The following is a 22,770-nucleotide window of genomic DNA, read 5'->3' as shown; positions in this document are numbered from 1 at the left end:
CATCACAGGGCGCCGCCCGGGTCGTGCCGCAGCACGACCGCCTCGGCTCGGTCTTACTTGGCTTCGACGAAAATGTACTCGGCACCGGTCGGCTGGACAACGGCCTGCACGCGGGCGTTGTCGGCGGACTGGCCGATGAAGACGACGCGCACGCCCTTCATCGAATCCGGCGAGACGTCCTTGAACACGACCTGGATCATGTCAGCCATCTTGCCCGAGGCCGACGAACCGAAGGCCAGCATGTTGCCCGGCTGCACGCCACGGGCCACGGCCTGGGTCGCGCTCTCGGTCTGGCGCTCGTACTTGGCCTGGAAGTCCGGGTCGGTTTCCGGCGAGAGGTAGTACAGGAACGGGCTGTTGGTGATGTTGCCCATGTTCTGGATGGCCACTTCCTGCAGGTACTTCTTCCAGCCTGCGTCGTCTTCCTTGGCCGGGGCGACCAGCGCCTGCTTGGCTTCGTCGACCGGAGCGGCTTCTTCCTTCTTGCAGGCGGTGAAAGCCAGGGCAAACGAGGCGATCAGCATCGCGCGCATGGTGTTGTTCATGGGTTTCCTCCCGGAATGTTGCGTGTTGGTGTGCGTAATGGGGTGCGTGGTACTACAGGATCTACTGCTGGGCAGGGCTTACGACTGCGCCGACTTCGCTTCGCGGACCTTGCGCAGCGCATCGAGCACGGCGGCCGGCACGAAGCCGGACACATCGCCCCCCAGGCGTGCGATCTCGCGGACCAGCGAGGACGAGATGAAGCTGTGCTGCTCGGCCGGGGTCAGGAACAGGGTCTCGACCTCCGGGATCAGGTGGCGGTTCATGCTCGCCATCTGGAATTCGTACTCGAAGTCGGACACCGCGCGCAGCCCGCGCAGCAGCACGCCGCCCTGCACCGAACGTACAAAATGGGCCAGCAGCGTATCGAAGCCGATGACCTCGACGTTGCTGTGGTGGCCGAGGGCGCCACGCGCCAGCTGCACGCGCTGTTCCAGCGGCAGTGCCGGTCCCTTCGAGGGGCTCTGCGCCACGCCCACCACGACCTTTTCAAACAGCGGCGCGGCCCGGCTCACCAGGTCGATGTGACCGTTGGTGATGGGGTCGAACGTGCCGGGATAGACGGCGATGCGGCGGTTGGCCACGGTCATGGGCGGTTGCAGATGTTCAGATGAGGTCAAAGTGTAGCAGCGGCACGGCGGTACAGGGCAAAGCGCACTTCGCGGGTGCTGCCATCGCGGTGCAGCAGCCATTCCGGGGGCAGCGCCGGCACGTGGCTGGCTGGCGACTCGAGGTACAGCCAGGCATCGGCGGCCAGATGCCGCGGCAGCTGGGCCAGCACGTCCTGCCACAGGCCATCGGCGAACGGCGGGTCGATGAACACCAGATCGGCCTGCTGCGCCGGCGCGGCCTGCAGCCAGCGCAGCGCGTCGGCCTGGGCGACCGTGACGCTGTCGCCCGCCTGCAGTTTGGATACGGCCGCGGTCAGATTGCGTCCCAGCTGCGGATCGCGTTCGACCAGGGTGGCATGCGCGGCACCGCGCGAGACGGCTTCCAGCCCAAGCGCGCCGCTGCCGGCGAACAGGTCCAGCACGCGTGCCCCGCCCAGCTTGGGCGTCAGCCAGTTGAACAGGGTTTCGCGCACGCGGTCGCTGCTGGGCCGCAGGCCCGGCAGGGTCGGCACCGGCAGCCGGGTATTGCGCCAGCGCCCGCCGATGATGCGGACCTGGCCGTCATTGCCACCACGGCCGCTCATCGGCGCCCCCGGCGGGAGGTATTCGAGAATTTCAGCATGAGCGGGATTGTAGTTCGGCCGGGCGGCGCCCGGCACCCGCAGAAGCCACAGCAACGGCCGAAGCAACGGCAAAAGCCTGCTATCCGTGGGTTGGCGAGGTGGGTCCGGTTGAGGGGGCCGCTGCAAGTACGTCCATGTAAGCTCGGTCGCCGCATCCATGCGGCTCACGCCCCCTCAACCGGACCCACCCCGCCTTCGACAGTTTCCTGCGATCTGTCGGAACGTCTCTTGGGGTCAGATCCTGGTTTGGATTTCGATATCTGAGAGATTTCATCCACGCATGGCGTGGATCTACTGCAGGTCGCGACGATCTGTCGAAGGCGGGGCGGTGTGGGTGGGCTGGACCGTTGGCGCCATGGGCCCGAGGCATGCCTCGGGCGGGTTGGGCAGGATGCCCAACCCCGGTCTTGCCGTGTGCGCAGGACAGCGCACACGAGCAAGGCGCCATCGAGCCCCCATGGGTGAGGGCGCTTTGCCTGCGAAGCACTGCTTCGCAAGCGCCCGAACGCCCAGCCGCTAGCGGCTGGGCCGGTCTGGGGGTCTACGGCGTGTCCTGCCCACCCACACCGCCCCGCCATCCCACGGAATGCCCGCTGTTGCTGTTGCCCTGGCCTCTGCGGGTGCAGGGCGCCGCCCTGTCCGACCAACCCCTTGATTTCGGGACAATCACCCTTACCCCTTGGCGAGGCCGCACGCGCTTGCGCGGCATTGCACATGGAGCCCTAACCGATGTCCGAGACGATCCAGACCGAAACCCTTGGCTTCCAGACCGAAGTCAAGCAGCTGCTGCAGCTGATGATCCACTCGCTGTACTCCAACAAGGAGATCTTCCTCCGCGAGCTGGTCTCAAATGCCGCCGACGCTGCCGACAAGCTGCGCTTCGAAGCCCTGACCCAGCCCGAGCTGCTGGAGGGCGACAGCGAACTGCGCGTGCGCGTCAGCTTCGATCCGGCCGCACACACCATCACCATCGAAGACAACGGCATCGGCATGAGCCGCGCCGATGCCATCACCCACCTCGGCACCATCGCCAAGTCCGGCACCGGCGACTTCCTGCGCCAGCTGTCCGGCGACCAGAAGAAGGATTCGCAGCTGATCGGCCAGTTCGGCGTAGGCTTCTACAGCGCCTTCATCGTCGCCGACGAAGTCGAAGTCACCTCGCGTCGCGCTGGCCTGGCCGCCAGTGAAGGCGTGCGCTGGACCTCGCGTGGCGAAGGCGATTTCGACGTTGCCACCATCGACAAGGCCGAGCGCGGCACCCGCATCGTCCTGCACCTGAAGGATGGCGAGCACGACTTCGCCGACGGCTGGCGCCTGCGCAGCATCCTCAAGAAGTACTCCGACCACATCGGCCTGCCGATCCAGATGCCCAAGGAAGGCGGCGAAGAAGGTGCTGCCGTCGAATGGGAGACCGTCAACCGCGCCAGCGCGCTGTGGACCCGCCCGCGTACCGAGATCAGCGATTCGGAGTACACCGAGTTCTACAAGCACGTCGCCCACGATCACAGCGATCCGCTGGCGTGGAGCCACAACAAGGTTGAAGGCAAGCTGGAGTACACCTCGCTGCTGTACGTGCCGGGCCGCGCGCCGTTCGACCTGTACCACCGCGATGCCCCCAAGGGCCTGAAGCTGTACGTGCAGCGCGTGTTCGTGATGGACCAGGCCGAGCAGTTCCTGCCGCTGTACCTGCGTTTCATCAAGGGCGTGGTCGATTCCAACGACCTGTCGCTGAACGTCTCGCGCGAAATCCTGCAGTCGGGCCCGGTCATCGATTCGATGAAGGCCGCGCTGACCAAGCGTTCGCTGGACATGCTGGAGAAGCTGTCCAACGACAAGCCCGAACAGTACGCCGCGTTCTGGAAGGAATTCGGCCAGGTGCTGAAGGAAGGCCCGGCCGAGGATTACAACAACCGTGAGAAGGTCGCCGGCCTGCTGCGCTTCGCCTCCACCCGTGGCGAGGCCGATGCACAGACCGTGTCGCTGGCCGACTACATCGGCCGCATGGCCGAAGGCCAGGACAAGATCTATTACCTGACCGGCGAGAGCTACAGCCAGGTACGCAACAGTCCGCACCTGGAAGTGTTCCGCAAGAAGGGCATCGAAGTCCTGCTGCTGACCGACCGCATCGACGAGTGGCTGATGGGGTACCTGACCGATTTCGACGGCAAGGGCTTCGTCGATATCGCCCGCGGCGACCTCGACCTGGGCGCTCTGGAAAGCGAAGCGGACAAGCAGGAACAGCAAGCCGCTGCAAAGGACAAGCAGGGCCTGGTCGAGCGCCTGAAGACCGTGCTCGGCGATGACGTGGCCGAAGTGCGCGTGTCGCACCGGCTGACCGATTCACCGGCGGTGCTGGCCATCGGCGAACAGGACCTGGGCCTGCAGATGCGCCAGATCCTGGAAGCCAGCGGCCAGAAGGTACCCGACAGCAAGCCGGTACTGGAGATCAACCCGGGTCACCCGCTGATCGCCAAGCTGGATGCCGAAGCCGATGGCGCACGTTTCGACGATCTGGGCCGGGTGCTGTTCGACCAGGCTGCGCTGGCCGCCGGCGACAGCCTGAAGGATCCGGGTGCGTACGTGGCCCGTCTGAACAAGCTGCTGCTGGAGCTGTCGGCCTGATCGATGCCCGGATCGCCCAGCCTGGAGGGTGCCAACCCCGGTTGGCACCGCCATTGGCCTGGTAGACGCCAACCTTGGTTGGCGCTTCAAAAGCTGCCGAGGATGGCTTGACAGCGAAAGCGTGCCAACCAAGGTTGGCACCTACCAGAGCCGCTCGGATCAGGCCCGTCCCAGAGCCGGTCGACTCGGGCCCGCCCAGAGCCGGTCGGATCAGGCCTGCCGGTCCAGCAGCGAGCCCAGCATCTGGTCCTCGCGGCGGATCAGCGCAGCGTTGGCAGCAAAGGCCACCACCTCGGCCTTGGCAGCCAACAGGTCACCCAGCGGCGCGGACGGGTCGGTGTCACCAGTGGAGATCACGCGGGAGTCCACCCCGCCCTGCGCTGCGGCATCGCGCTGCAGTTGCAGGCGCGGTGCAGCCGCGGTCGCCAGGTTGGCCACGTTGTGCGCGGCCACCTGCACACCCCGCTGGGCCGCACGCATCCCGCTGAGGGCAATACCGGTCACATCGTTCATCGGGAGGTCTCCCAGGCCACCCAACGCAGCCTTCCGCACCGGTTAACGGCCGCGCGGCTGCGACCTTGAGTCCACGCCGGCCAGACAGGCCCGGGTGGTAGCATATCCCTCTGATTTCAGCGCCTTTTGCCAATGCTCAGTTTTTTCCGCCGCAAGAAGCCCCAGGACGCCGCCACAGCGGACGCGCCCAAGACCCAGCACTACTCGGCTGAAGAGCTGGCGGCGGCATTCCCGTCGGCCGCGCCGCCCGAGCAGGCCCCGGCCGCACCGGTAGCCCCGCCCGTGGCGGATGCGCCTGTGCCAGCTGCCACGCCCGAAGTCGTCGCGCCCGCAACGTCAGCAGCGCCGCCCTCGCAGGCAACGCTGGAATCGCCGCAGGAAACCACTGCCGAAGCCCTGCCGGAACGCGTGCTGGCACCGGAGAACTTCGCAGCCGAGGCGGCCGCCGCTGCTGCGGTGCTTGCCCCGCTGGCCCCGGTCATCCCCGCGCAGGAACCGGCCGCCCCCGCTGCCGACCTGCCGGTGCTGGTCGATGCCCCGCCCGCCCCGGCCGGCAAGCCCGGCTGGCGCGAACGCCTGCGCAACAGCGCTTTCGCCCGCAGCTTCGGCGGCCTGTTCTCGCGCAATCCCAAGCTCGATGACGACCTGCTGGACGAGATCGAGACCGCACTGCTGACCGCCGACGTCGGCGTTGCCGCCACCACCGAGCTGATCGCCGACCTGCGCAAGCGCATGAAGGCGCGCGAATTCATCGATGCCAACGCCCTGCTGGCGGCACTGCGCGCCGATCTGATCGCGATCCTGCAGCCGGTGTCCAAGCCGCTGGTCATCGACCGCAACGCCAAGCCCTTCGTGGTGCTGACCGTTGGCGTCAACGGCGTCGGCAAGACCACCACCATCGGCAAGCTGGCCAAGCGCTTCAAGGACGAGGGCCACAGCCTGATGTTGGCCGCCGGCGATACCTTCCGCGCCGCTGCCGTGGCCCAGCTGCAGATCTGGGGCGAGCGCAACGGCGTGGCCGTGGTCGCGCAGGGGCAGAACGCCGATGCCGCCTCGGTGGCCTACGACGCACTGCAGGCCGGCAAGGCCCGTGGCACGTCGGTACTGATCGCCGATACCGCCGGCCGCCTGCACACCCAGTCCGGGCTGATGAACGAGCTGGGCAAGATCCGCCGCGTGCTCGGCAAGATCGACGAAAACGCGCCGCACGAAGTGCTGATGGTGATCGACGGCACTACCGGCCAGAACGCGCTTTCGCAGCTGCGCCAGTTCAATGCCGCAGTCAAGGTGACTGGCCTGGTGGTGACCAAGCTGGACGGCACCGCAAAGGGCGGCGTGGTGTTCGCACTGGCCCGTGAGTTCGGCATTCCGATCCGTTTCGCCGGCATCGGCGAGCGCCCGGAAGACCTGCGCGTGTTCGATCCGGAAGCGTTCGTCGACGCCCTGTTGCCCGAAGCGCTGGGCGCCTGATACACCGTGCAGCCACGCATGGCGTGGCTCTACTGCAACCCGGTAGAGCCACCCCATGTGTGACCGGCCGCTGCCGTAGTAGAGCCACCCCATGGGTGGCTGCCCCCTGGAGTACCGATGCCCCGCCAGCAGAACGCCAGCGCCATGCCAGCCCCCGAGCACGGCTTCGTCGCCCGCCTGCTGCACTGGTTTGACGACCACGGCCGCCACGACCTGCCCTGGCAGCATCCGCGCAGCCCGTATCGGGTCTGGTTGTCGGAGATCATGCTGCAGCAGACCCAGGTGGCAACGGTCATTCCTTACTTCCACCGTTTCCTGCAGCACTTCCCCACCCTGCCCGACCTTGCCGCCGCCAGCAACGACGCGGTGATGGCGCAGTGGGCCGGGCTGGGTTACTACGCCCGTGCGCGCAATCTGCATGCCGCCGCCAAGCGCTGCGTGAGCGAGCATGGGGGCGAGCTGCCGCGTGATTTCGATGCCCTGCACGACCTGCCCGGCATCGGCCGCAGTACCGCCGGCGCGATCCTCAGCCAGGCCTGGAACGACCCGTTCGCGATCCTCGACGGCAACGTCAAACGCGTGCTCAGCCGCTATCACGGCGTCGAAGGCTTTCCTGGCCTGCCCGCCGTCGAAAAGCAGCTGTGGTCCATCGCTGAAGCGCAGGTCGCGCAGGTACCGGCGGGACGCATGGCCGACTACACCCAGGCGCAGATGGACCTCGGTGCGACGGTCTGCAGCCGGTCCAGACCGGCCTGCGTGATCTGTCCCCTGCAGGCCGATTGCGTGGCACGTCGCGAAGGCCGTACGGCCGAGCTGCCAACAGCAAAGCCGGGCAAGGTGCTGCCCGAACGCGAGGCGGTGGCCCTGCTGCTGCGCGACAAGCAGCAGCGCGTGCTGCTGCAGAAGCGGCCGGATACCGGCATCTGGGCGCAGCTGTGGACGCTTCCGCAGGCCGATGCGGGCAGCGAGCTGCAGGACTGGTTCGACGTGCACGTCGATGGTTCACTGGAAGATGCCGAGGAACTACCGGTGCTGCAGCACACCTTCAGCCACTACAAGCTGCATCTGCAGGTATTGTCACGCCTGGTGCACGGCCTGCGCGTGGAAGAACCCACGCTGCGCTGGGTCGGCGCTGCCGAACTGCCCGCACTGGGCTTGCCAGCCCCCATCCGGAAGCTGCTTGATGGCACCCCCATCAAGACCCCGAAGCAAACCTCCGCGAAATCCCGCAACCACAAGTGAGTGCCATGCCCCGAACCGTCTTCTGCCAGTACGAACAACGCGATGCCGAGGGCCTGGACTTCGTGCCTTACCCGGGTGAGCTCGGCCAACGTGTGTTCAACCACATCGGCAAGCCGGCCTGGACCGCATGGCTGGCACACCAGACCATGCTGATCAACGAGAACCGCCTGTCGCCACGAAAGCCGGAGCATCGCGCGTTCCTGGAAACGGAACTGGTGAAGTTCCTGTTCGAGAAAGACGCCGAGAAGCCTGCCGGCTTCACCCCGGAAGCCTGATCTGGAGGCAGCGCCGGGCCATGCCCGGCGTTCCCGCATCCGCCGGGCATGGCCCGGCGCCACCGGCCTATTTCGCGGACTCTTCGCGTTCCTGCACCTGCGCCTGGCGCAGTTGCTTTTCCTCTGCCCGCAGCGACTTCACGTCCAGCTTGCGGATGGTCTTGATGAAGCACGGCATGCGCGGGCCGCTGGTCGGGTCGCGCACCAGCACCTTGTCGAACGGTGCCGAGACGCGGCCCATGTGACTGGTCAGGCCGATCGCCGGTGCGTAGGACAGATCCGGGCACGGCCCGCTCAGCTCCAGCAGGTAGGCCTCGCTGGGCTTGGTCCAGACCGCCAGCGCACTGTCGCCCAGTTCGGTCCAGCCGTTGAGGCTGCCGAAGAACTGCATGTCCTTCTGCGGTGCCCCGGCGTGGGCACGATACAGCTCCAGCTTCTCGGCACTGCCCAAGCGGCCAGTGGTTGCACAGCCAGCCAGGGCCAGGCACAGCCCGGCGATCAACAACGGGGTCTTCATGGCGATCTCCACGGGGGAACTGTGCCGATCATGCACCCGCCGGGGTGGTGCCGGCGCAACGGCCGGCAGCCCAGTTCAGCCGTTGGTCGGCGGTCCCAGGTCGCTTGCAACCGCGGTAATCGCCAACCTTGGTTGGCGCTTGGCCTGCTGGAGCAGCCGACGGTCGGCATCTACCAGAGCGGGGCCAGCCCGCTCAGACGTCGGCGTGGGCCAGCGCGTGCAGGCGCCCTTCGCGTCCGGTAGTCGCCAACCTTGGTTGGCACTTGGCCTGCAGGAGCAGCCGACCAAGGTCGGCATCTACCAGAGCGGGGCCAGCCCGCTCAGACGTCGGCGTGGGCCAGCGCGTGCAGGCGCCCTTCGCGCAGCTCCAGCACCCGGTCCAAGCGCCGCGCCAGCGAGCGGTCATGGGTGACCAGCACCAGGCTGGTGTGACGGGCACGGTTGAGCTCGAGCATCAGCTCGAAGACGGTCGCGGCCGTGCGGTCATCCAGGTTGCCGGTCGGCTCGTCGCCCAGCACGCAGGCCGGGTGATTGACCAACGCGCGCGCCACTGCAGCACGCTGGCGTTCGCCACCGGACAATTCGCCGGGCTTGTGGTCCAGGCGATGGCCGAGGCCGACCGATTCCAGCAGCGCGGTCGCACGCGTACTGGCCTCCGCAACTGCGGTACCGGCCAGCATCACCGGCATCATCACGTTTTCCAGCGCGGTGAATTCCGGCAGCAGGTGGTGGAACTGATAGACGAAACCCAGCGCCTGGTTGCGCAGCAGGCCGCGCGAGGTGTCCGACAGCGCGGACATGCGCTGGCCGGTGACGTAGACCTCGCCCGCGGTGGGCGTGTCCAGCCCGCCCAGCAGGTGCAGCAGCGTGCTCTTGCCGGCGCCCGAGGCGCCGATGATCGCAACCGTCTCGCCGGCGGTCACCGTCAGGTCCAGGCCATCGAACACCGGGGTCTGCATGCGCCCTTCAGCGTAGGTCTTGCCCAGCGCTTCGGCACGGATCACTTCATCGCCGCGATTGAAGACCTTATTCATAACGCAGGGCCTCCGCCGGCTGGGTGCGTGCTGCCCGCCAGGCGGGATACAGAGTGGCCAGGAAGCTCATCAACAGCGCGACCAGGGTGATCACCACGATGTCGCTGGTCTGCATGTCGGTGGGCAGGCCGGTGATGTAGTACACATCCTCCGGCAGCAGCTTGATCTTGAACACCGCTTCGATCGCGCCGAGGATGCGCTCCAGGTTCAAGGTCAGGGTGATGCCGCCGATCAGGCCTGCGAGGGTGCCGAAGATGCCGATCAGCGAGCCCTGCACCATGAACACCTGCATCACCCCGCCCGGGGTCAGGCCGAGGGTGCGCAGGATCGCGATGTCGGCCTGCTTGTCGGTCACCAGCATCACCTGCGAGGACACCAGGTTGAACGCGCCCATGGCGATGATCAGCGAGAGCAGGATGCCCATCACCACTTTTTCCATGCGCAGCGAGTGGTACAGGTTGGCGTTCTGCTGGGTCCAGTCGCTGACCCGATAGGCGCCACCGAGGTTCTGCGCCAGGTCCACGCCCACCTCCAGCGAGCGGTCCATGTCATGCAGTTTCAGGCGGACGCCGGTGGCACCATCGGAACGCAGTACGCGCTCCAGGTCCTTCATGTTGGCAAAACCCACACCGCGATCGACTTCGTTGTAACCGGCCTCGAAGATGCCGCTGACGGTGAAGCGTTTCATCCGCGGCACCGCGCCGGCCGGCGTGCCCTGCACTTCCGCGAAGGTCACCAGCACCTGGTCACCGACATCCACGCCCAGCCAGACGGCCAGTTCCTTGCCCAGCAGCAGGTTGAAGCTGCCCGGGGTCAGGCTCCCGTAGCTGCCCTTGGTGACCTTCTTGTCGATCACCGATACCTTGGGCTCCAGCGCCGGGTCGATGCCCTGGATGATCGCACCCTGCACGCGCGGGCCACTGATCATCGACTGGATCTCGATATACGGCGCAGCACCGGCCACACGCGGGTCCTTGTTGGCCACGTCGACCACGCGCATCCAGTCCGGCATCGGCTCGCCGTCGCGGCTGATGGTGGTGTGTGCGGTCATCTGCAGCAGGCGGCTGCGGATCTCCTTCTGGAAACCGCTCATCACCGCCAGTGTGGTGATCAGCACCGTCACCCCGAGCGCGATGCCCAGGATCGATGCCATCGAAATGAAGGAGATGAAGCCGTTGCGGCGCTTGGCGCGCAGGTAGCGCAGGCCAATGGCCACGGGAATGGGTTTGAACATGCAGGCACGCCAGTCGATTCAGCCTATGGTGCCACCGACCGGGGCTTACGGGAAACGGCGCGTGCGGATACGGCCAGTCGCAGTTCACGTCGCTGCCCGCGATCGAGTACATCCGGCCAGAACAACAGCCGTCGACGACGCCAGCCTTCGCGCCACTGCAGCAGCAGCCAGGGCCCGCGCACCACCAGTCGCGGCTCGGCAATGTCCTGCCCGTCCACGCGCAGCGGCTCAGGCAGGGGCGGCAACTGCAGCAACGCGCGGGGCCGCCGCAGGAGCCAGGCCAGCTCGGCCAGGCCCAGCACCCAGACCCCGATCAGTACGGGAACGAGGTGCCCCGGCGGCAGATCCGAGGCACGCAGCAGCCACGGCGCAGCCAACAGTACCGCCAGCTGGGCGCTGGCCTGCAGCCGCGAGGGGCGCCACTCAAGGCTTGAGGGCGAGGATCTTGTGCATGAGGGGGACGGCGTGCGCATGTGGGCAGGCCTCGTAGCCCATGAACCAGCGCCACAACTTATCGTCCTCGCAGTCGAGCAGGAACAGGAAAACCTCGCGCTCTTCGGTCGGCGCACTGCTCCATTCGCGGTCCAGGTAGCGACCGAACAACTGGTCCAGTTCACGCATGCCGCGCCGGCAACGCCAACGCAGCTTCTTCAGCAGAACATCTTCTTCCATCGTGTCTCTCCAGATACAGCAAAGCCACGCATGGCGTGGCTCTGCTGGGAGGCGCAGCCACGCGTGGCGTGGCTCTACCGGGTACAGCCGGGCCGTATCAGGCGCGGCGTTCCATCATCAGCTTCTTGATCTCGGCGATCGCCAGTGCCGGATTCAGACCCTTCGGGCAGGTCCGGGCACAGTTCATGATGGTGTGGCAGCGGTACAGCTTGAACGGATCTTCCAGATCGTCCAGGCGCGCACCGGTGTCCTCGTCGCGCGAATCGATGATCCAGCGGTAGGCCTGCAGCAGGATCGCCGGGCCCAGGTAACGCTCGCCGTTCCACCAGTAGCTCGGGCAGCTGGTCGAGCAGCACGCGCACAGGATGCACTCGTACAGACCATCAAGCTTCTTGCGGTCTTCCGGCGACTGCAGGCGCTCACGGTCCGGCGGTGCCGGGGTCTGGGTGCGGATCCACGGCTTGATCGAGGCGTACTGCGCATAGAAGTGGGTCAGGTCTGGAACCAGATCCTTGACCACGTTCATGTGCGGCAGCGGGTAGATCGGCACTTCCTTCTTGCCGCAGTCCGAGATGGCTCGGGTGCAGGCCAGGGTGTTGGTGCCGTCGATGTTCATCGCGCACGAACCACAGATGCCTTCGCGGCACGAGCGGCGGAAGGTCAGGGTCGGGTCGATCTCGTTCTTGATCTTGATCAGCGCGTCCAGGACCATCGGGCCGCAGGCGTCCAGATCGACGTCATAGGTGTCGGTGCGCGGATTGCTGTCGTCGTCCGGACTCCAGCGGTAGATCTTGAAGGTGCGCACGTTCTTGCCGCCGGTCTTGGCGGGGAAGTGCTTGCCCTTCGTGATCTTGGAATTCTTGGGGAGTGAAAACTCGGCCATGGCTGCTCTCGTTGGCTCAGGCGGCCCGCGCCCGAGGGCGCGGATTGCATGTTAGGCGGGGTCGGATCAGTACACGCGCGGCTTCGGCGGCACCACGGACACGTCATCAGTCAACGTGTACATGTGCACCGGACGGTAGTCGAAGCTGCACTTGCCCTTCTCGTCCACGCTGACCAGGGTGTGCTTCTGCCAATTGACGTCGTCGCGGTCCGGGAAGTCCTCGTGCGCGTGTGCGCCGCGGCTTTCCTTGCGCTGCTCGGCCGAGTTGATCGTCGCCACCGCATTCAGCAGCAGGTTGTTCAGCTCGTAGGTCTCGATCAGGTCCGAGTTCCAGACCAGCGAACGGTCGGAGACCTTCACGTCCTGGAACGAGTCGAAGATCTTGTCCATCTTCTCGCAGCCTTCCTTCAGCGTCTGGCTGGTACGGAAGACCGCCGCGTCAGCCTGCATGGTGCGCTGCATGCGATCGCGGATGACCGACGTCGGCGTATCGCCGTTGGCGTGGCGCAACTTGTCCAGCAGGCCCAGCGCCTTGTCGCAGGCGTCGGCCGGCAGGGTCTTGTGCGCCGCGCCCGGGGTGATCGTCGCAGCGCAACGATTGGCCACCGCACGCCCGAACACCACCAGATCCAGCAGCGAGTTCGAGCCCAGGCGGTTGGCACCGTGCACCGAAACGCAGGCCGCTTCGCCGATGGCGTACAGGCCCGGCACGACCGCGTCGGGGTTCTCGCCGTCCTTGCGCACCACTTCGCCGTGGTAGTTGGTCGGGATGCCGCCCATGTTGTAGTGCACGGTCGGGATCACCGGGATCGGCTGCTTGTGCACGTCGACGCCAGCGAAGATGCGGGCGCTCTCGGCGATGCCCGGCAGCTTGTCGTCGATCACGCCCGGGCCGAGGTGGGTCAGGTCGAGCAGGATGTGGTCCTTGTGCTCGCCGACGCCGCGGCCTTCGCGGATTTCGATGGTCATCGAACGGCTGACCACGTCACGCGACGCCAGATCCTTGTAGTGCGGTGCGTAGCGCTCCATGAAGCGCTCGCCGCTGCTGTTGCGCAGGATGCCACCTTCGCCGCGGACACCCTCGGTGATCAGGCAGCCGGCGCCGTAGATGCCGGTCGGATGGAACTGCACGAACTCCATGTCCTGCATGGCGATGCCGGCGCGCATGGCCAGGCCGCCACCGTCGCCGGTGCAGGTGTGCGCCGAGGTGGCGCTGAAGTAGGCACGGCCGTAGCCGCCGGTCGCCAGCACCACGCCCTGGGCGCGGAACAGGTGCAGCGTGCCGTCGGACATGTCCAACGCCAGCACGCCGCGGCAGGCACCTTCGTCATCGAAGATCAGGTCGAGTGCGAAGTACTCGATCATGAAGCGTGCGTCGTGCTTCAGCGACTGCTGGTACAGCGTGTGCAGCATCGCGTGGCCGGTACGGTCGGCCGCCGCGCAGGTACGCTGCGCCGCCGGGCCTTCGCCGTACTGGGTGGTCATGCCACCGAACGGACGCTGGTAGATCTTGCCTTCGGCGGTGCGGCTGAACGGCACGCCGTAGTGCTCGAGCTCGATGATCGCCGGAATCGCTTCACGGCACATGTACTCGATGGCGTCCTGGTCGCCCAGCCAGTCCGACCCCTTGATGGTGTCGAAGAAGTGGTAACGCCAGTCGTCCTCGCCCATGTTGCCGAGCGCAGCGGAGATACCGCCCTGGGCGGCGACGGTGTGCGACCGGGTCGGGAAGACCTTGGTCAGGCACACGGTCTGCAGGCCCTTGGCGGCCAGGCCGAACGTGGCACGCAGGCCGGCGCCGCCGGCGCCCACCACGACCATGTCGTACTTGTGTTCGGTAATCTTGTAAGCGGACATCTAGTCTGGATTCCTGTCTTGGCGCCTGGGCTCAGGCAACGCCGAGGGCGATGCGGCCCACCGCAAACACACTGACGATCATGCCGAGCACGGCGACGAACTTCACCGCGGTCTGCAGCACCAGGGCCAGCAGCGATTCGTGGATGTAGTCCTCCAGCACGACCTGCAGGCCGAGCTGGGCGTGCCAGAACATGGCGATCAGCAGGCCGATCAGCGGAACGGCGTTCCACGGCTTGGCGATCGCGGCAGTGGCGGTCACGTAATCCGAGCCCAGCAGGCCCAGCACGAACACCAGGAACCAGATGCCCAGCACAACCAGTGCGGCGGCGGTCAGGCGCTGATGCACGAAGTGCTCGGTGCCGGTCTTGGCCGAACCGAGACCGCGCACGCCCTTCAACGGGGTACGGAACTTGCTCACGCGGCACCTCCGAAAATCACATAGGCCCACACCGCCAGGGTGATCAGCAGGCTGCCGATCACCGACATCCAGCTGCTGCGGATGAAGGTGGCAATGCGGAATCCGATCGCGAAGTCCTGCACGATATGGCGGATGCCATTGCACAGGTGATAGGCGAACGACCATGTCCACGCGAACAGGAACACGCGGCCATACCAGGCCCCGGCATGGCCGGTGAAGCAGTTCCAGGATTCGGGCCCCATCATCAGAGCCAACAGGCCTCCGGCGATGATGAGGGCACCAACAGACAGAAAGACGCCAGTGGCTCGATGCAGGATCGAGGTGGCCATCTGAATCTGCCAGCGATACACCTGAAGGTGCGGAGAAAGGGGACGTTGTCTGGTCGCCATTCGCTGGGCTCGTTGTCTCGGCTGGGCGGCATAAGGCCGCGTTGGCTCAATGCTGATCAAAAATCGATGCAGCGTCCGTTTTTTTCCCAATCGCCATACCGCACCGGATCGAGTCCGCCGCGGCCACCGAATTCCTCTTCCACCTCTGGTTGTTCCACGGGCACAGGGACCGGGGGAACCAGCGGGGCTTCAGCTTCGGCGTCGGGAGTGGGGGTTGTTTGGCCTATCATGATGGGTCTCGCAACGCACAAATTTTAGACCTCGTTCACGTGCCTGACAACCTTCCCCCTGCTTTCGTCGCATATCCGCGCCTGCCCGGCCATCAATTGCTGAGCCTGCAGGGCGTGGATGCAGCGGCTTTTGCCCATGCCCAGTTCAGCAGCGACGTGACCGCCCTGCCCCTGCTGCACTGGCAGTGGAGCGCGTGGCTGAGCGCCAAAGGCCGCACCCTGGCGGTGTTTCAGCTGCTGCGGCTGGCCGATGACCATGTGCTGCTGGTGCTCGCCGACGGCGATGCCGATGCGATTGCGTCGCAACTGCAGCGTTTCGTGTTCCGCCGCAAGGTGAAGGTGGCGGTGCGCAACGATCTGGCCGTGGCCGGTGCGTTCACCGCGCCCGAGGCCGCCAGTGGCGCCGCCATTGCGCGCAGCGCAGGTGACGGCTGGGAGCTGGACCTGGGTAGCGACGCGCTGCCGCGCACCCTAGTTATTGCCGCCAGCGATACCTTTGCCGCCGGTAGTGACGCCGATGAGGCCGCTTTCGCCCTGGCCTGGCGCCAGGCCGATCTGCGCTACGGGCTGCCGCGGCTTGAAGAAAGCCAGCGCGAAGTGTGGACGCCGCAGCAATTGGGCCTGGACCGCCTCAACGGCTACAGCGTGAAGAAGGGCTGCTACCCCGGTCAGGAAATCGTCGCGCGCACCCATTTCCTCGGCAAGGCCAAGCGCGCGGTGCAGCTGCTGCATACCGCAGCATCGGCGCAGGCGGGCGATGGCGTGCAGCAGGATGGCGCCGCGCTCGGCACCCTGGCCAGCGTGGCCGGCGATCTGGCACTGGCCGTGCTGCCGCTGGAGACCAGCGACAGCGAACTGCAGGTGGGTGATGCGCCCGCGCAGCGGATGCCGCTGCTGGACGGGTTGGCGCGCTGAGGCGCCGATCCGGTACGTCATCCACGCATGGCGTGGATCTACCGAGCCCGAGCCCCTGTTCCGGTGGGTGCGGACCGTCGGTCCGCACTGCGATCAAGCAGCCGAGCGTGGACTCGGCTCTACAGGACTACAGGCGCTCGCCGGTTTCCGGGTTGAAGAAATGCAGGCCCTGCGGGTGGATCGCCACCCGGATGTCCTCACCCACGCCCGGCAGCGACTGCGGCGCCACGCGCATGGTCAGCGCGTGCTGGCCGCTGCTCATGTTGACGAAGATCTCGTTGCCGACCGGCTCGATGCCTTCGATGCGCGCGGTGAACGCATGCGTGTCTTCGCTGCCTGCCGGCTGCAGGTGCTCGGGACGCACGCCCACGGCGATCGGCTTCTGCAGCCACGCCGGATCGATCGTCGCCTGCCCCAGCGGAGCACGCCAGTCGCCGTCGACCACGGTCACGCCACCGGCATCGCCCTGCAGCGTACCGCGCAGCACGTTCATCGCCGGGCTGCCGAGGAAGCCGGCCACGAACAGGTTGGCCGGACGGTCGTACAGCGCCATCGGCGTGTCGATCTGCTGGATGATGCCGTCCTTCAGCACCACGATGCGCTGGCCCAGGGTCATCGCTTCGACCTGATCGTGGGTCACGTAGATCATGGTGGTGCCCAGCTTGCGGTGCAGCTGCGCGATCTCGGTGCGCACGCTGTGGCGCAGCTTGGCATCAAGATTGGACAGCGGCTCGTCGAGCAGGAACACCGCCGGCTCGCGCACCAGCGCACGGCCCAGTGCAACACGCTGGCGCTGGCCGCCGGACATCGCCTTGGGCAGCTTGTCCATCATCTCGGTCAGGCCAAGCGTCTGCGCAGCTTCGCTGATGCGCTTGTCGATGGTCGCCTTGTCATGCCCGCGCAGCTTCAGGCCAAAGGCCAGGTTCTCGGCCACGGTCATGTGCGGGTACAGCGCGTAACTCTGGAACACCATCGCGATGTCGCGATCCTTCGGTGCCACGTCATTGACCACGCGATCACCGATGGTCAGCGTGCCGCCGCTGATCTCTTCCAGCCCGGCCACCATCCGCAACAGGGTCGACTTGCCACACCCGGACGGGCCCACCAGCACCATCAGTTCGCCGTCGGCCACCTCGAAGGTGGCGTCCTTCACCGCGACCTGGCCGTTGTCGTAGACCTTGCGCACACCCTGCAACTGCACTTTTGCCATTTCACTCATCCAGTCCGCCCGACGCCGGGCTGTCTTTTGGGACTGCCTCGGCCCTCCCGATGGCAGTGATGATTGCGCGGTTGCCGCATGACGGCGACCACTGCAATCGAATACAGTTGCCCATTCTGCCATGTAAACGTTTTCACGTGGCACTATCCGAACGTCGGTGCGCGCCGACCTGCACCGTCGACCGAACGAAGGGTTGCCGCTGTAGTGGTTTCGATTGGAACGGTGCTCCGGCAAGCCGGAAAACCGATCCAGATGAGCCTCGGACAGGCAGTTGCGCGGATGTCCCCCGAACCCAGCCATGAAGCGATTGACAACGATGTCACCCGGATCTGAAACTCGAGCGATGCACGACACACTCTTCCTGTTTGGTGCCACAGGTGATCTGGCCCAGCGCTACCTGTTCCCTTCGCTGCTGCGCCTGCTTGGCGACGGCCTGCTGCCGGAGGATTTCCGCATCCGTGCGCTGGCCCTGTCAGGCCATGACACCGAAGCCTTCCATGACATCCTGCGCCCGCGCCTGCAGCAGGCGATGCCGATGGCCAGCCAGGAGGACATCGCCTCCCTGCTGCGTCGCATCGACTACCGCTCGGTCGACCTGCGTGACGTCGACTCGGTCGCCGCCGCGGTGTCGGACCTGGTCGACCGCCGCTGCGTGAGCTACCTGGCGATCCCGCCGGGCCTGTACATCTCCACCTGCGAAGGCCTGGCCAAGGGCGGCGCACTGGCTGCACCGGCACGCCTGATGCTGGAGAAGCCGATCGGCAGCGACAGCGAAAGCGCCGAGGAGATCATCACCACCATCGGCCAGTGGATCGACGAAGACCGCGTGTTCCGCCTCGACCACTACCTGGGCAAGGCGGCGGTACAGAACCTGATCGCGCTGCGCTTCGGCAACACGCTGCTGGAAGCGGTATGGAATCGCAACTACATCGAATCGGTGCACATCCTGGTCGCCGAAAGCGAAGGCGTGGATGGCCGTGACGCCTACTACGCACGCTCCGGCGCCCTGCGCGACATGGTGCAGAGCCACATCCTGCAGCTGCTGTGCATGGTGGCGATGGAGCCGCCGGCGTCGCTGGAAGCCGACCGCATCCGCGATGAGAAGGTCAAGGTGCTGCGTGCGCTGCGCCCGCTGGATGCCAAGCACGCCGCGCGTGACAGCGTGCGCGGCCGCTATACCGCCGGCAGCATCAACGGCCAGCCCGCACAGGCCTACCAGCCGCCGGAAGGCAGCGACGTGGAGACCTTCGCCGGCGTCACCGCGCACATCGACAACTGGCGCTGGAGCGGCGTGCCGTTCCACCTGGTCACCGGCAAGCGCCTGCCCGAGCGCACCACCCGCGTGGTGGTGACCCTCAAGCCGGTCACGCACTGGTTGTTCGAACGCCCGCAGCGTGCGCAGGCCGCACCGAACCGCCTGGTGTTCCAGCTGCAGCCGCAGGAGAACATCGAGCTGGGCCTGATGAGCAGCCTGGCCGGCCCGGAATGGGGCGCGCTGGAACTGCAGCCGCTGGAACTGGAACTGTCGGTACCGACCGGCCTGCATCGCCGTATCGCCTACGAACGCCTGTTCCTGGACGCCTTCAACGGCAACCACACCCTGTTCGTGCGCGATGACGAAGTGCGCGCCGCCTGGGCCTGGATCGACAGCGTCGCCGATGCCTGGAAGGCAGCCGACCTGCCGCTGGAACCCTACCCTGCCGGCCAGTGGGGCCCGGCCAACGCGGTCGACTTCCTGCCGCAGGGCGTGGATGCGCCGGATAGCGGAGCGTCGGAATGAGCGCCAGCAGCCAGCCCGTGCTGGTCGCCGACATCGGTGGCACCAATGCCCGCTTCGCCCTTGCCGACACCTCGCAGGACGCCCCGCTGCTGAAAGAGAGCATCCGCGAGTACGCAGTGGCGGAGTTCCCGTCGCTGGGTGATGCCGCGCGCCACCATCTGGAACAGATCGGCGCCACCGCAGGCCGTGGCGTGTTCGCAGTCGCCGGTCGTGTCGATGGTGACGAAGCCCGCATCACCAACCATCCGTGGGTGATCTCGCGCAGCCGCACAGCCGCGATGCTGGGTTTCAACGAACTGCACCTGATCAACGACTTCGCCGCGCAGGCGATGGCGATCTCGCTGCTGCAACCCGATGACGTGGTCCAGGTCGGCGGTGCCGCCTGGGTTCCGGGCAAGCCGGGCCAGCCGCGCAACTACGCAGTGATCGGGCCGGGTACCGGCCTCGGCGTCGGCGGCCTGATCCTTCGCCACGGCCGCTGTTACCCGCTGGAAACCGAAGGCGGCCATGTCAGCTTCCCACCGGGAACGCCGGAAGAGATCCGCATCCTGGAGATCCTGTCCGAGCAGTTCGGGCGCGTCTCCAACGAGCGGCTGATCTGCGGCCCCGGCCTGGTCAACATCCATCGCGCCATCTGCGAGATGGCGGGTATCGACCCGGGCCAGCTGCAACCGGTGGACGTGACCGCCCGCGCCCTGCACGGCGATCCACAGGCGATGCGTACCGTGGATGTGTTCTGCGCGGTGTTCGGCGCCATTGCCGGCGATCTGGTGCTGACCCAGGGCGCCTGGGACGGCGTGTTCCTGACCGGTGGGCTGACTCCGAAGATGCTCGATTCATTGCAGCACTCCGGTTTCCGCCAGCGCTTCGAACACAAGGGCCGGTTCTCTTCGATCATGGCGCGGGTGCCGTCGCTGGCCGTGATGCATCCCCACGCCGGACTGCTGGGCGCCGCTGCCTATGCCGCCGACGCCGAACGTGACGCACCAGGAGTTGCCGCATGACCCCGATTTTCCAGGACGACCGCATCGATTTCATCAACCACGGCGATGCCGATGGCTGGATCGAAGCGGTCGCTGCCGAAATGGCACAGGCGATCAACCACGACATCACCGAGCTGGGCCGCGCACGCATCCTGTTGTCCGGCGGTACCACGCCGGCACCGGTGTACCAGGCGCTGGCCGAGCTGGACGTGCATTGGGACCGCGTTGAAGTGAGCCTGGCCGACGAGCGCTGGCTGTCGCCGCAGGATCGCGACAGCAATGCATGGCTGGTGCGCGAGAACCTGCTTACACGTGCCGAAGGCGCGCACTTCGATCCGCTGGTGCGGATCGGCAAGCCGCTGCCCGAGTGCGTGTACACCGCCAACCTGCAGGCGCAGCACAGCCAGGCGCCGAGCCTGGTCGCACTGGGCATGGGCAATGACGGCCATACCGCCTCGCTGTTCCCGGGCTCGAAGGACCTGACCCGCGCGCTGGAAAGCACCCTGCCGTATGCCGCGCTGGATGCCACCGGCTGTCCCGGTGCCAACCAATGGCCGCTGCGCATCACTCTGACCCCGCGTGGCCTGGCCCAGTGCCGCCAGCGTCTGCTGCTGCTGCGCGGCAAGCAGAAGCTGCAGGTGCTGCGCCAGGCTCTGGACAGCAACGACCCCCAGCAGTATCCGATCCTCAACGCGATCAACCTGGACGGCGCGCGCCTGCGCGTCCACTGGGCTGATTGATGTCGGCGGCGGCGCCTTGCTGCCGCTTGCCTCTCGCCACCTCGAACGCCGGTAGCCAATGAGCCTCCATCCGCAACTGCAAGCCATCACTGAGCGCGTCATCCGCCGCAGCGCCGCCTCGCGCGCCGCCTATCTGGCAGCGATCGACGCCTCCCTGCGCGATGGCCCGTTCCGCAGCCGCCTCAGCTGCGGCAACCTCGCCCACGGTTTCGCCGCCTGCGGTGGCACCGACAAGAGTCGCCTGCGCGGCGGCGTGACGGCCAACCTGGGCATCATCACCGCCTACAACGACATGCTGTCGGCGCACCAGCCGTTCGAGGCCTATCCCGAACAGATCCGTGCAGTGGCCCGCGAACTCGGCGCTACGGCACAGGTTGCCGGTGCCGTGCCAGCGATGTGCGACGGCGTCACCCAGGGCCGTGGCGGCATGGAGCTGTCGCTGTTCTCGCGTGATGTGATTGCCCAGGCCACCGCGATCGGGCTCAGCCACGACATGTTCGATACCACCGTGTACCTCGGTGTGTGCGACAAGATCGTGCCGGGCCTGCTGATCGGCGCCCTCGCCTTTGGCCATCTGCCGGCCGTGTTCGTGCCGGCCGGCCCGATGACGCCGGGCATTCCCAACAAGCAGAAGGCCGAAGTGCGCGAGCGCTACGCCGCCGGCGAAGCCACGCGCGAAGAACTGCTGGAAGCCGAATCGGCCTCGTACCACGGTGCGGGCACCTGCACCTTCTACGGCACCGCCAATTCCAACCAGGTGCTGCTGGAGGCGATGGGCGTGCAGCTGCCGGGCGCGTCGTTCGTCAACCCGGACACCGCGCTGCGCGATGCACTGACCCGCGAAGCCACCGAGCGTGCGCTGGACATCACCGCGCTGGGCGACGATTTCCGTCCGCTGGGCCGGATCATCGACGAGCGCGCGATCATCAACGCGGTCATCGCGCTGATGGCTACCGGTGGCTCGACCAACCACACCATCCACTGGATCGCCGTGGCGCGCGCAGCCGGTATCGTGCTGACCTGGGACGACTTCGACGAGCTGTCGCAGCTGATTCCGCTGCTGGCACGCGTCTATCCGAACGGCGAGGCCGACGTGAACCGCTTCGCTGCAGCCGGTGGCCCGGCGTTCGTGTTCGGCGAACTGATCAAGGCCGGCCTGATGCATGGCGATCTGGTCAGCGTGGCCCGTGGCGGCATGGCCGACTACGCCCGCGAACCTCAGCTGCGCGAGGGCAAGCTGGTGTATCTGCCGGGCCTGGAACGCAGCGCCGATGAAGAAGTGGTGCGCGGTGTCGACAATCCGTTCGAGAGCCAGGGCGGCCTGCGCCTGCTGCGCGGCAACCTCGGCAAGTCGCTGATCAAGCTGTCGGCGGTGAAGCCGCAGTACCGCACCATCGAAGCGCCGGCCGTGGTGGTCGATGCGCCGCAGGTATTGAACAAGCTGCACGCGGGCGGCCTGCTGCCGGAGCATTTCGTGGCGGTGGTGCGCTACCAGGGCCCGCGTGCGAACGGCATGCCGGAACTGCATTCGCTGGCACCGCTGCTCGGCCTGCTGCAGAACCAGGGCCGGCGCGTGGCGCTGGTCACCGATGGTCGCCTGTCCGGCGCGTCCGGCAAGATTCCGGCGGCGATCCACGTGACCCCGGAAGCCGCACGCGGTGGTCCGCTGGGCAAGGTACGCGAGGGCGACATCATCCGCCTGGATGGTGAGGCCGGCACGCTGGAAGTGCTGGTGGACGCGGCCGAATGGGCGGCGCGTACGCATGCGCCGAATACTGCGCCGGCCGCCAATGACCTGGGCCGCAACCTGTTCGCGATCAACCGGCGCGTGGTGGGTCCGGCGGATCAGGGTGCGATCTCGATTTCGTGCGGTCCGGCGGCGGCTGATGGTGGGCCGTGGGATTACGACGCGGAGTATGAGCTGGGGCACGATGCGGCGGCTGCGGCGGCGCCGCATGAGGCGAAGGACGCCTGAGGGATTGAAGAGCGTTGCGGGTATG

Annotated in this window: 24 protein-coding genes; 9 read left to right on the top strand and 15 right to left on the bottom strand. The window is 66.7% G+C overall.

What is annotated here, in order from left to right; all coding sequences use genetic code 11:
- Positions 1-53: 53 nt before the first annotated feature.
- The 3 genes from CR919_RS11735 to rsmD form a co-directional block, all read right to left on the bottom strand.
- A complete protein-coding gene (locus tag CR919_RS11735; protein ID WP_089240385.1) occupies positions 54-545 on the bottom strand; it encodes a hypothetical protein in 492 nt (163 codons plus the stop codon).
- A 78-nt stretch (positions 546-623) separates the two neighbouring features.
- Positions 624-1,133 carry a pantetheine-phosphate adenylyltransferase gene (coaD, locus tag CR919_RS11730; protein WP_099820155.1) on the bottom strand — a complete coding sequence of 170 codons (510 nt, stop codon included), beginning with the start codon at positions 1,131-1,133 and terminating at the stop codon, positions 624-626.
- Positions 1,134-1,159: 26 nt separating this feature from the next.
- On the bottom strand, positions 1,160-1,738 hold the full coding sequence (gene rsmD, locus CR919_RS11725) for a 16S rRNA (guanine(966)-N(2))-methyltransferase RsmD (protein WP_099820154.1): 579 nt from the start codon (positions 1,736-1,738) through the stop codon (positions 1,160-1,162).
- A 768-nt stretch (positions 1,739-2,506) separates the two neighbouring features.
- On the opposite strand from rsmD, the gene htpG reads away from it, so the two are divergent.
- On the top strand, positions 2,507-4,399 hold the full coding sequence (htpG, locus tag CR919_RS11715) for a molecular chaperone HtpG (RefSeq protein WP_099820152.1): 1,893 nt from the start codon (positions 2,507-2,509) through the stop codon (positions 4,397-4,399).
- Between the two features lie 210 nt (positions 4,400-4,609).
- Here htpG and CR919_RS11710 read toward each other — a convergent pair whose 3' ends face one another.
- The gene (locus CR919_RS11710; protein ID WP_099820151.1) at positions 4,610-4,912 is read right to left on the bottom strand and encodes a hypothetical protein; all 303 of its coding nucleotides are present in this window, start codon (positions 4,910-4,912) and stop codon (positions 4,610-4,612) included.
- Between the two features lie 132 nt (positions 4,913-5,044).
- On the opposite strand from CR919_RS11710, the gene ftsY reads away from it, so the two are divergent.
- From ftsY to CR919_RS11695, 3 genes are all read left to right on the top strand, one after another.
- Complete coding sequence (ftsY, locus tag CR919_RS11705; RefSeq protein WP_099820150.1) at positions 5,045-6,382, top strand: signal recognition particle-docking protein FtsY; 1,338 nt, start codon at positions 5,045-5,047, stop codon at positions 6,380-6,382.
- A 117-nt stretch (positions 6,383-6,499) separates the two neighbouring features.
- On the top strand, positions 6,500-7,624 hold the full coding sequence (gene mutY / locus CR919_RS11700; RefSeq protein WP_099820149.1) for an A/G-specific adenine glycosylase: 1,125 nt from the start codon (positions 6,500-6,502) through the stop codon (positions 7,622-7,624).
- A gap of 5 nt (positions 7,625-7,629) precedes the next feature.
- Positions 7,630-7,899, top strand: a complete 270-nt coding sequence (locus CR919_RS11695) for an oxidative damage protection protein (RefSeq protein ID WP_025878821.1) — start codon at positions 7,630-7,632, stop codon at positions 7,897-7,899.
- A gap of 67 nt (positions 7,900-7,966) precedes the next feature.
- Here the strand turns inward: CR919_RS11695 and CR919_RS11690 are convergent, their stop codons facing one another.
- The 10 genes from CR919_RS11690 to CR919_RS11645 form a co-directional block, all read right to left on the bottom strand.
- Positions 7,967-8,416: a DUF6491 family protein gene (locus tag CR919_RS11690; RefSeq protein WP_099820213.1), complete on the bottom strand. Its 450-nt coding sequence runs from the start codon at positions 8,414-8,416 to the stop codon at positions 7,967-7,969.
- A gap of 320 nt (positions 8,417-8,736) precedes the next feature.
- Positions 8,737-9,450: a lipoprotein-releasing ABC transporter ATP-binding protein LolD gene (gene lolD / locus CR919_RS11685; RefSeq protein WP_089240372.1), complete on the bottom strand. Its 714-nt coding sequence runs from the start codon at positions 9,448-9,450 to the stop codon at positions 8,737-8,739.
- Positions 9,443-10,684: a lipoprotein-releasing ABC transporter permease subunit gene (locus tag CR919_RS11680; RefSeq protein WP_099820148.1), complete on the bottom strand. Its 1,242-nt coding sequence runs from the start codon at positions 10,682-10,684 to the stop codon at positions 9,443-9,445. Before CR919_RS11680 ends, lolD begins: the two co-directional genes overlap by 8 nt.
- Before the next feature lie 23 nt (positions 10,685-10,707).
- Positions 10,708-11,157, bottom strand: a complete 450-nt coding sequence (locus CR919_RS11675; protein ID WP_099820147.1) for a hypothetical protein — start codon at positions 11,155-11,157, stop codon at positions 10,708-10,710.
- Positions 11,108-11,356, bottom strand: a complete 249-nt coding sequence (locus tag CR919_RS11670; RefSeq protein ID WP_089240366.1) for a succinate dehydrogenase assembly factor 2 — start codon at positions 11,354-11,356, stop codon at positions 11,108-11,110. Before CR919_RS11670 ends, CR919_RS11675 begins: the two co-directional genes overlap by 50 nt.
- A 97-nt stretch (positions 11,357-11,453) precedes the next feature.
- The gene (locus CR919_RS11665) at positions 11,454-12,239 is read right to left on the bottom strand and encodes a succinate dehydrogenase iron-sulfur subunit (RefSeq protein WP_025878815.1); all 786 of its coding nucleotides are present in this window, start codon (positions 12,237-12,239) and stop codon (positions 11,454-11,456) included.
- A gap of 66 nt (positions 12,240-12,305) precedes the next feature.
- The gene (gene sdhA, locus CR919_RS11660) at positions 12,306-14,096 is read right to left on the bottom strand and encodes a succinate dehydrogenase flavoprotein subunit (RefSeq protein WP_025878814.1); all 1,791 of its coding nucleotides are present in this window, start codon (positions 14,094-14,096) and stop codon (positions 12,306-12,308) included.
- Between the two features lie 31 nt (positions 14,097-14,127).
- On the bottom strand, positions 14,128-14,514 hold the full coding sequence (gene sdhD, locus CR919_RS11655) for a succinate dehydrogenase, hydrophobic membrane anchor protein (protein WP_025878813.1): 387 nt from the start codon (positions 14,512-14,514) through the stop codon (positions 14,128-14,130).
- Positions 14,511-14,903 carry a succinate dehydrogenase, cytochrome b556 subunit gene (sdhC, locus tag CR919_RS11650; protein ID WP_099820146.1) on the bottom strand — a complete coding sequence of 131 codons (393 nt, stop codon included), beginning with the start codon at positions 14,901-14,903 and terminating at the stop codon, positions 14,511-14,513. Before sdhC ends, sdhD begins: the two co-directional genes overlap by 4 nt.
- 56 nt (positions 14,904-14,959) lie before the next feature.
- Positions 14,960-15,133, bottom strand: a complete 174-nt coding sequence (locus tag CR919_RS11645) for a DUF1674 domain-containing protein (RefSeq protein WP_080149151.1) — start codon at positions 15,131-15,133, stop codon at positions 14,960-14,962.
- Positions 15,134-15,172: 39 nt separating this feature from the next.
- On the opposite strand from CR919_RS11645, the gene CR919_RS11640 reads away from it, so the two are divergent.
- Positions 15,173-16,048, top strand: coding sequence for a folate-binding protein YgfZ (locus CR919_RS11640; protein WP_099820145.1), 876 nt, complete (start codon positions 15,173-15,175; stop codon positions 16,046-16,048).
- Between the two features lie 127 nt (positions 16,049-16,175).
- Here the strand turns inward: CR919_RS11640 and ugpC are convergent, their stop codons facing one another.
- The gene (ugpC, locus tag CR919_RS11635) at positions 16,176-17,258 is read right to left on the bottom strand and encodes a sn-glycerol-3-phosphate ABC transporter ATP-binding protein UgpC (RefSeq protein ID WP_099820144.1); all 1,083 of its coding nucleotides are present in this window, start codon (positions 17,256-17,258) and stop codon (positions 16,176-16,178) included.
- A gap of 352 nt (positions 17,259-17,610) precedes the next feature.
- Here ugpC and zwf point away from each other — a divergent pair, with 352 nt between their 5' ends.
- Genes zwf through edd form a run of 4 tightly spaced genes read left to right on the top strand, consistent with a single transcriptional unit; the run spans position 17,611 to position 22,745 of the window.
- Positions 17,611-19,047 carry a glucose-6-phosphate dehydrogenase gene (zwf, locus tag CR919_RS11630; protein ID WP_089240355.1) on the top strand — a complete coding sequence of 479 codons (1,437 nt, stop codon included), beginning with the start codon at positions 17,611-17,613 and terminating at the stop codon, positions 19,045-19,047.
- A complete protein-coding gene (glk, locus tag CR919_RS11625; protein ID WP_099820143.1) occupies positions 19,044-20,051 on the top strand; it encodes a glucokinase in 1,008 nt (335 codons plus the stop codon). Before zwf ends, glk begins: the two co-directional genes overlap by 4 nt.
- Positions 20,048-20,770 (top strand): 6-phosphogluconolactonase, encoded by a 723-nt coding sequence (pgl, locus tag CR919_RS11620; protein ID WP_099820142.1) that lies wholly within the window; start codon positions 20,048-20,050, stop codon positions 20,768-20,770. The genes glk and pgl overlap by 4 nt, the downstream gene beginning before the upstream one ends.
- A gap of 58 nt (positions 20,771-20,828) precedes the next feature.
- A complete protein-coding gene (edd, locus tag CR919_RS11615; protein WP_099820141.1) occupies positions 20,829-22,745 on the top strand; it encodes a phosphogluconate dehydratase in 1,917 nt (638 codons plus the stop codon).
- Positions 22,746-22,770 lie beyond the last annotated feature (25 nt).

It is taken from the genome of Stenotrophomonas sp. LMG 10879 (assembly GCF_002750935.1).
Lineage (GTDB): Bacteria > Pseudomonadota > Gammaproteobacteria > Xanthomonadales > Xanthomonadaceae > Stenotrophomonas > Stenotrophomonas lactitubi_B.
The sequence above is the reverse complement of the archived record's forward strand: the minus strand, read 5'-3'. Positions and strand labels throughout refer to the sequence as shown.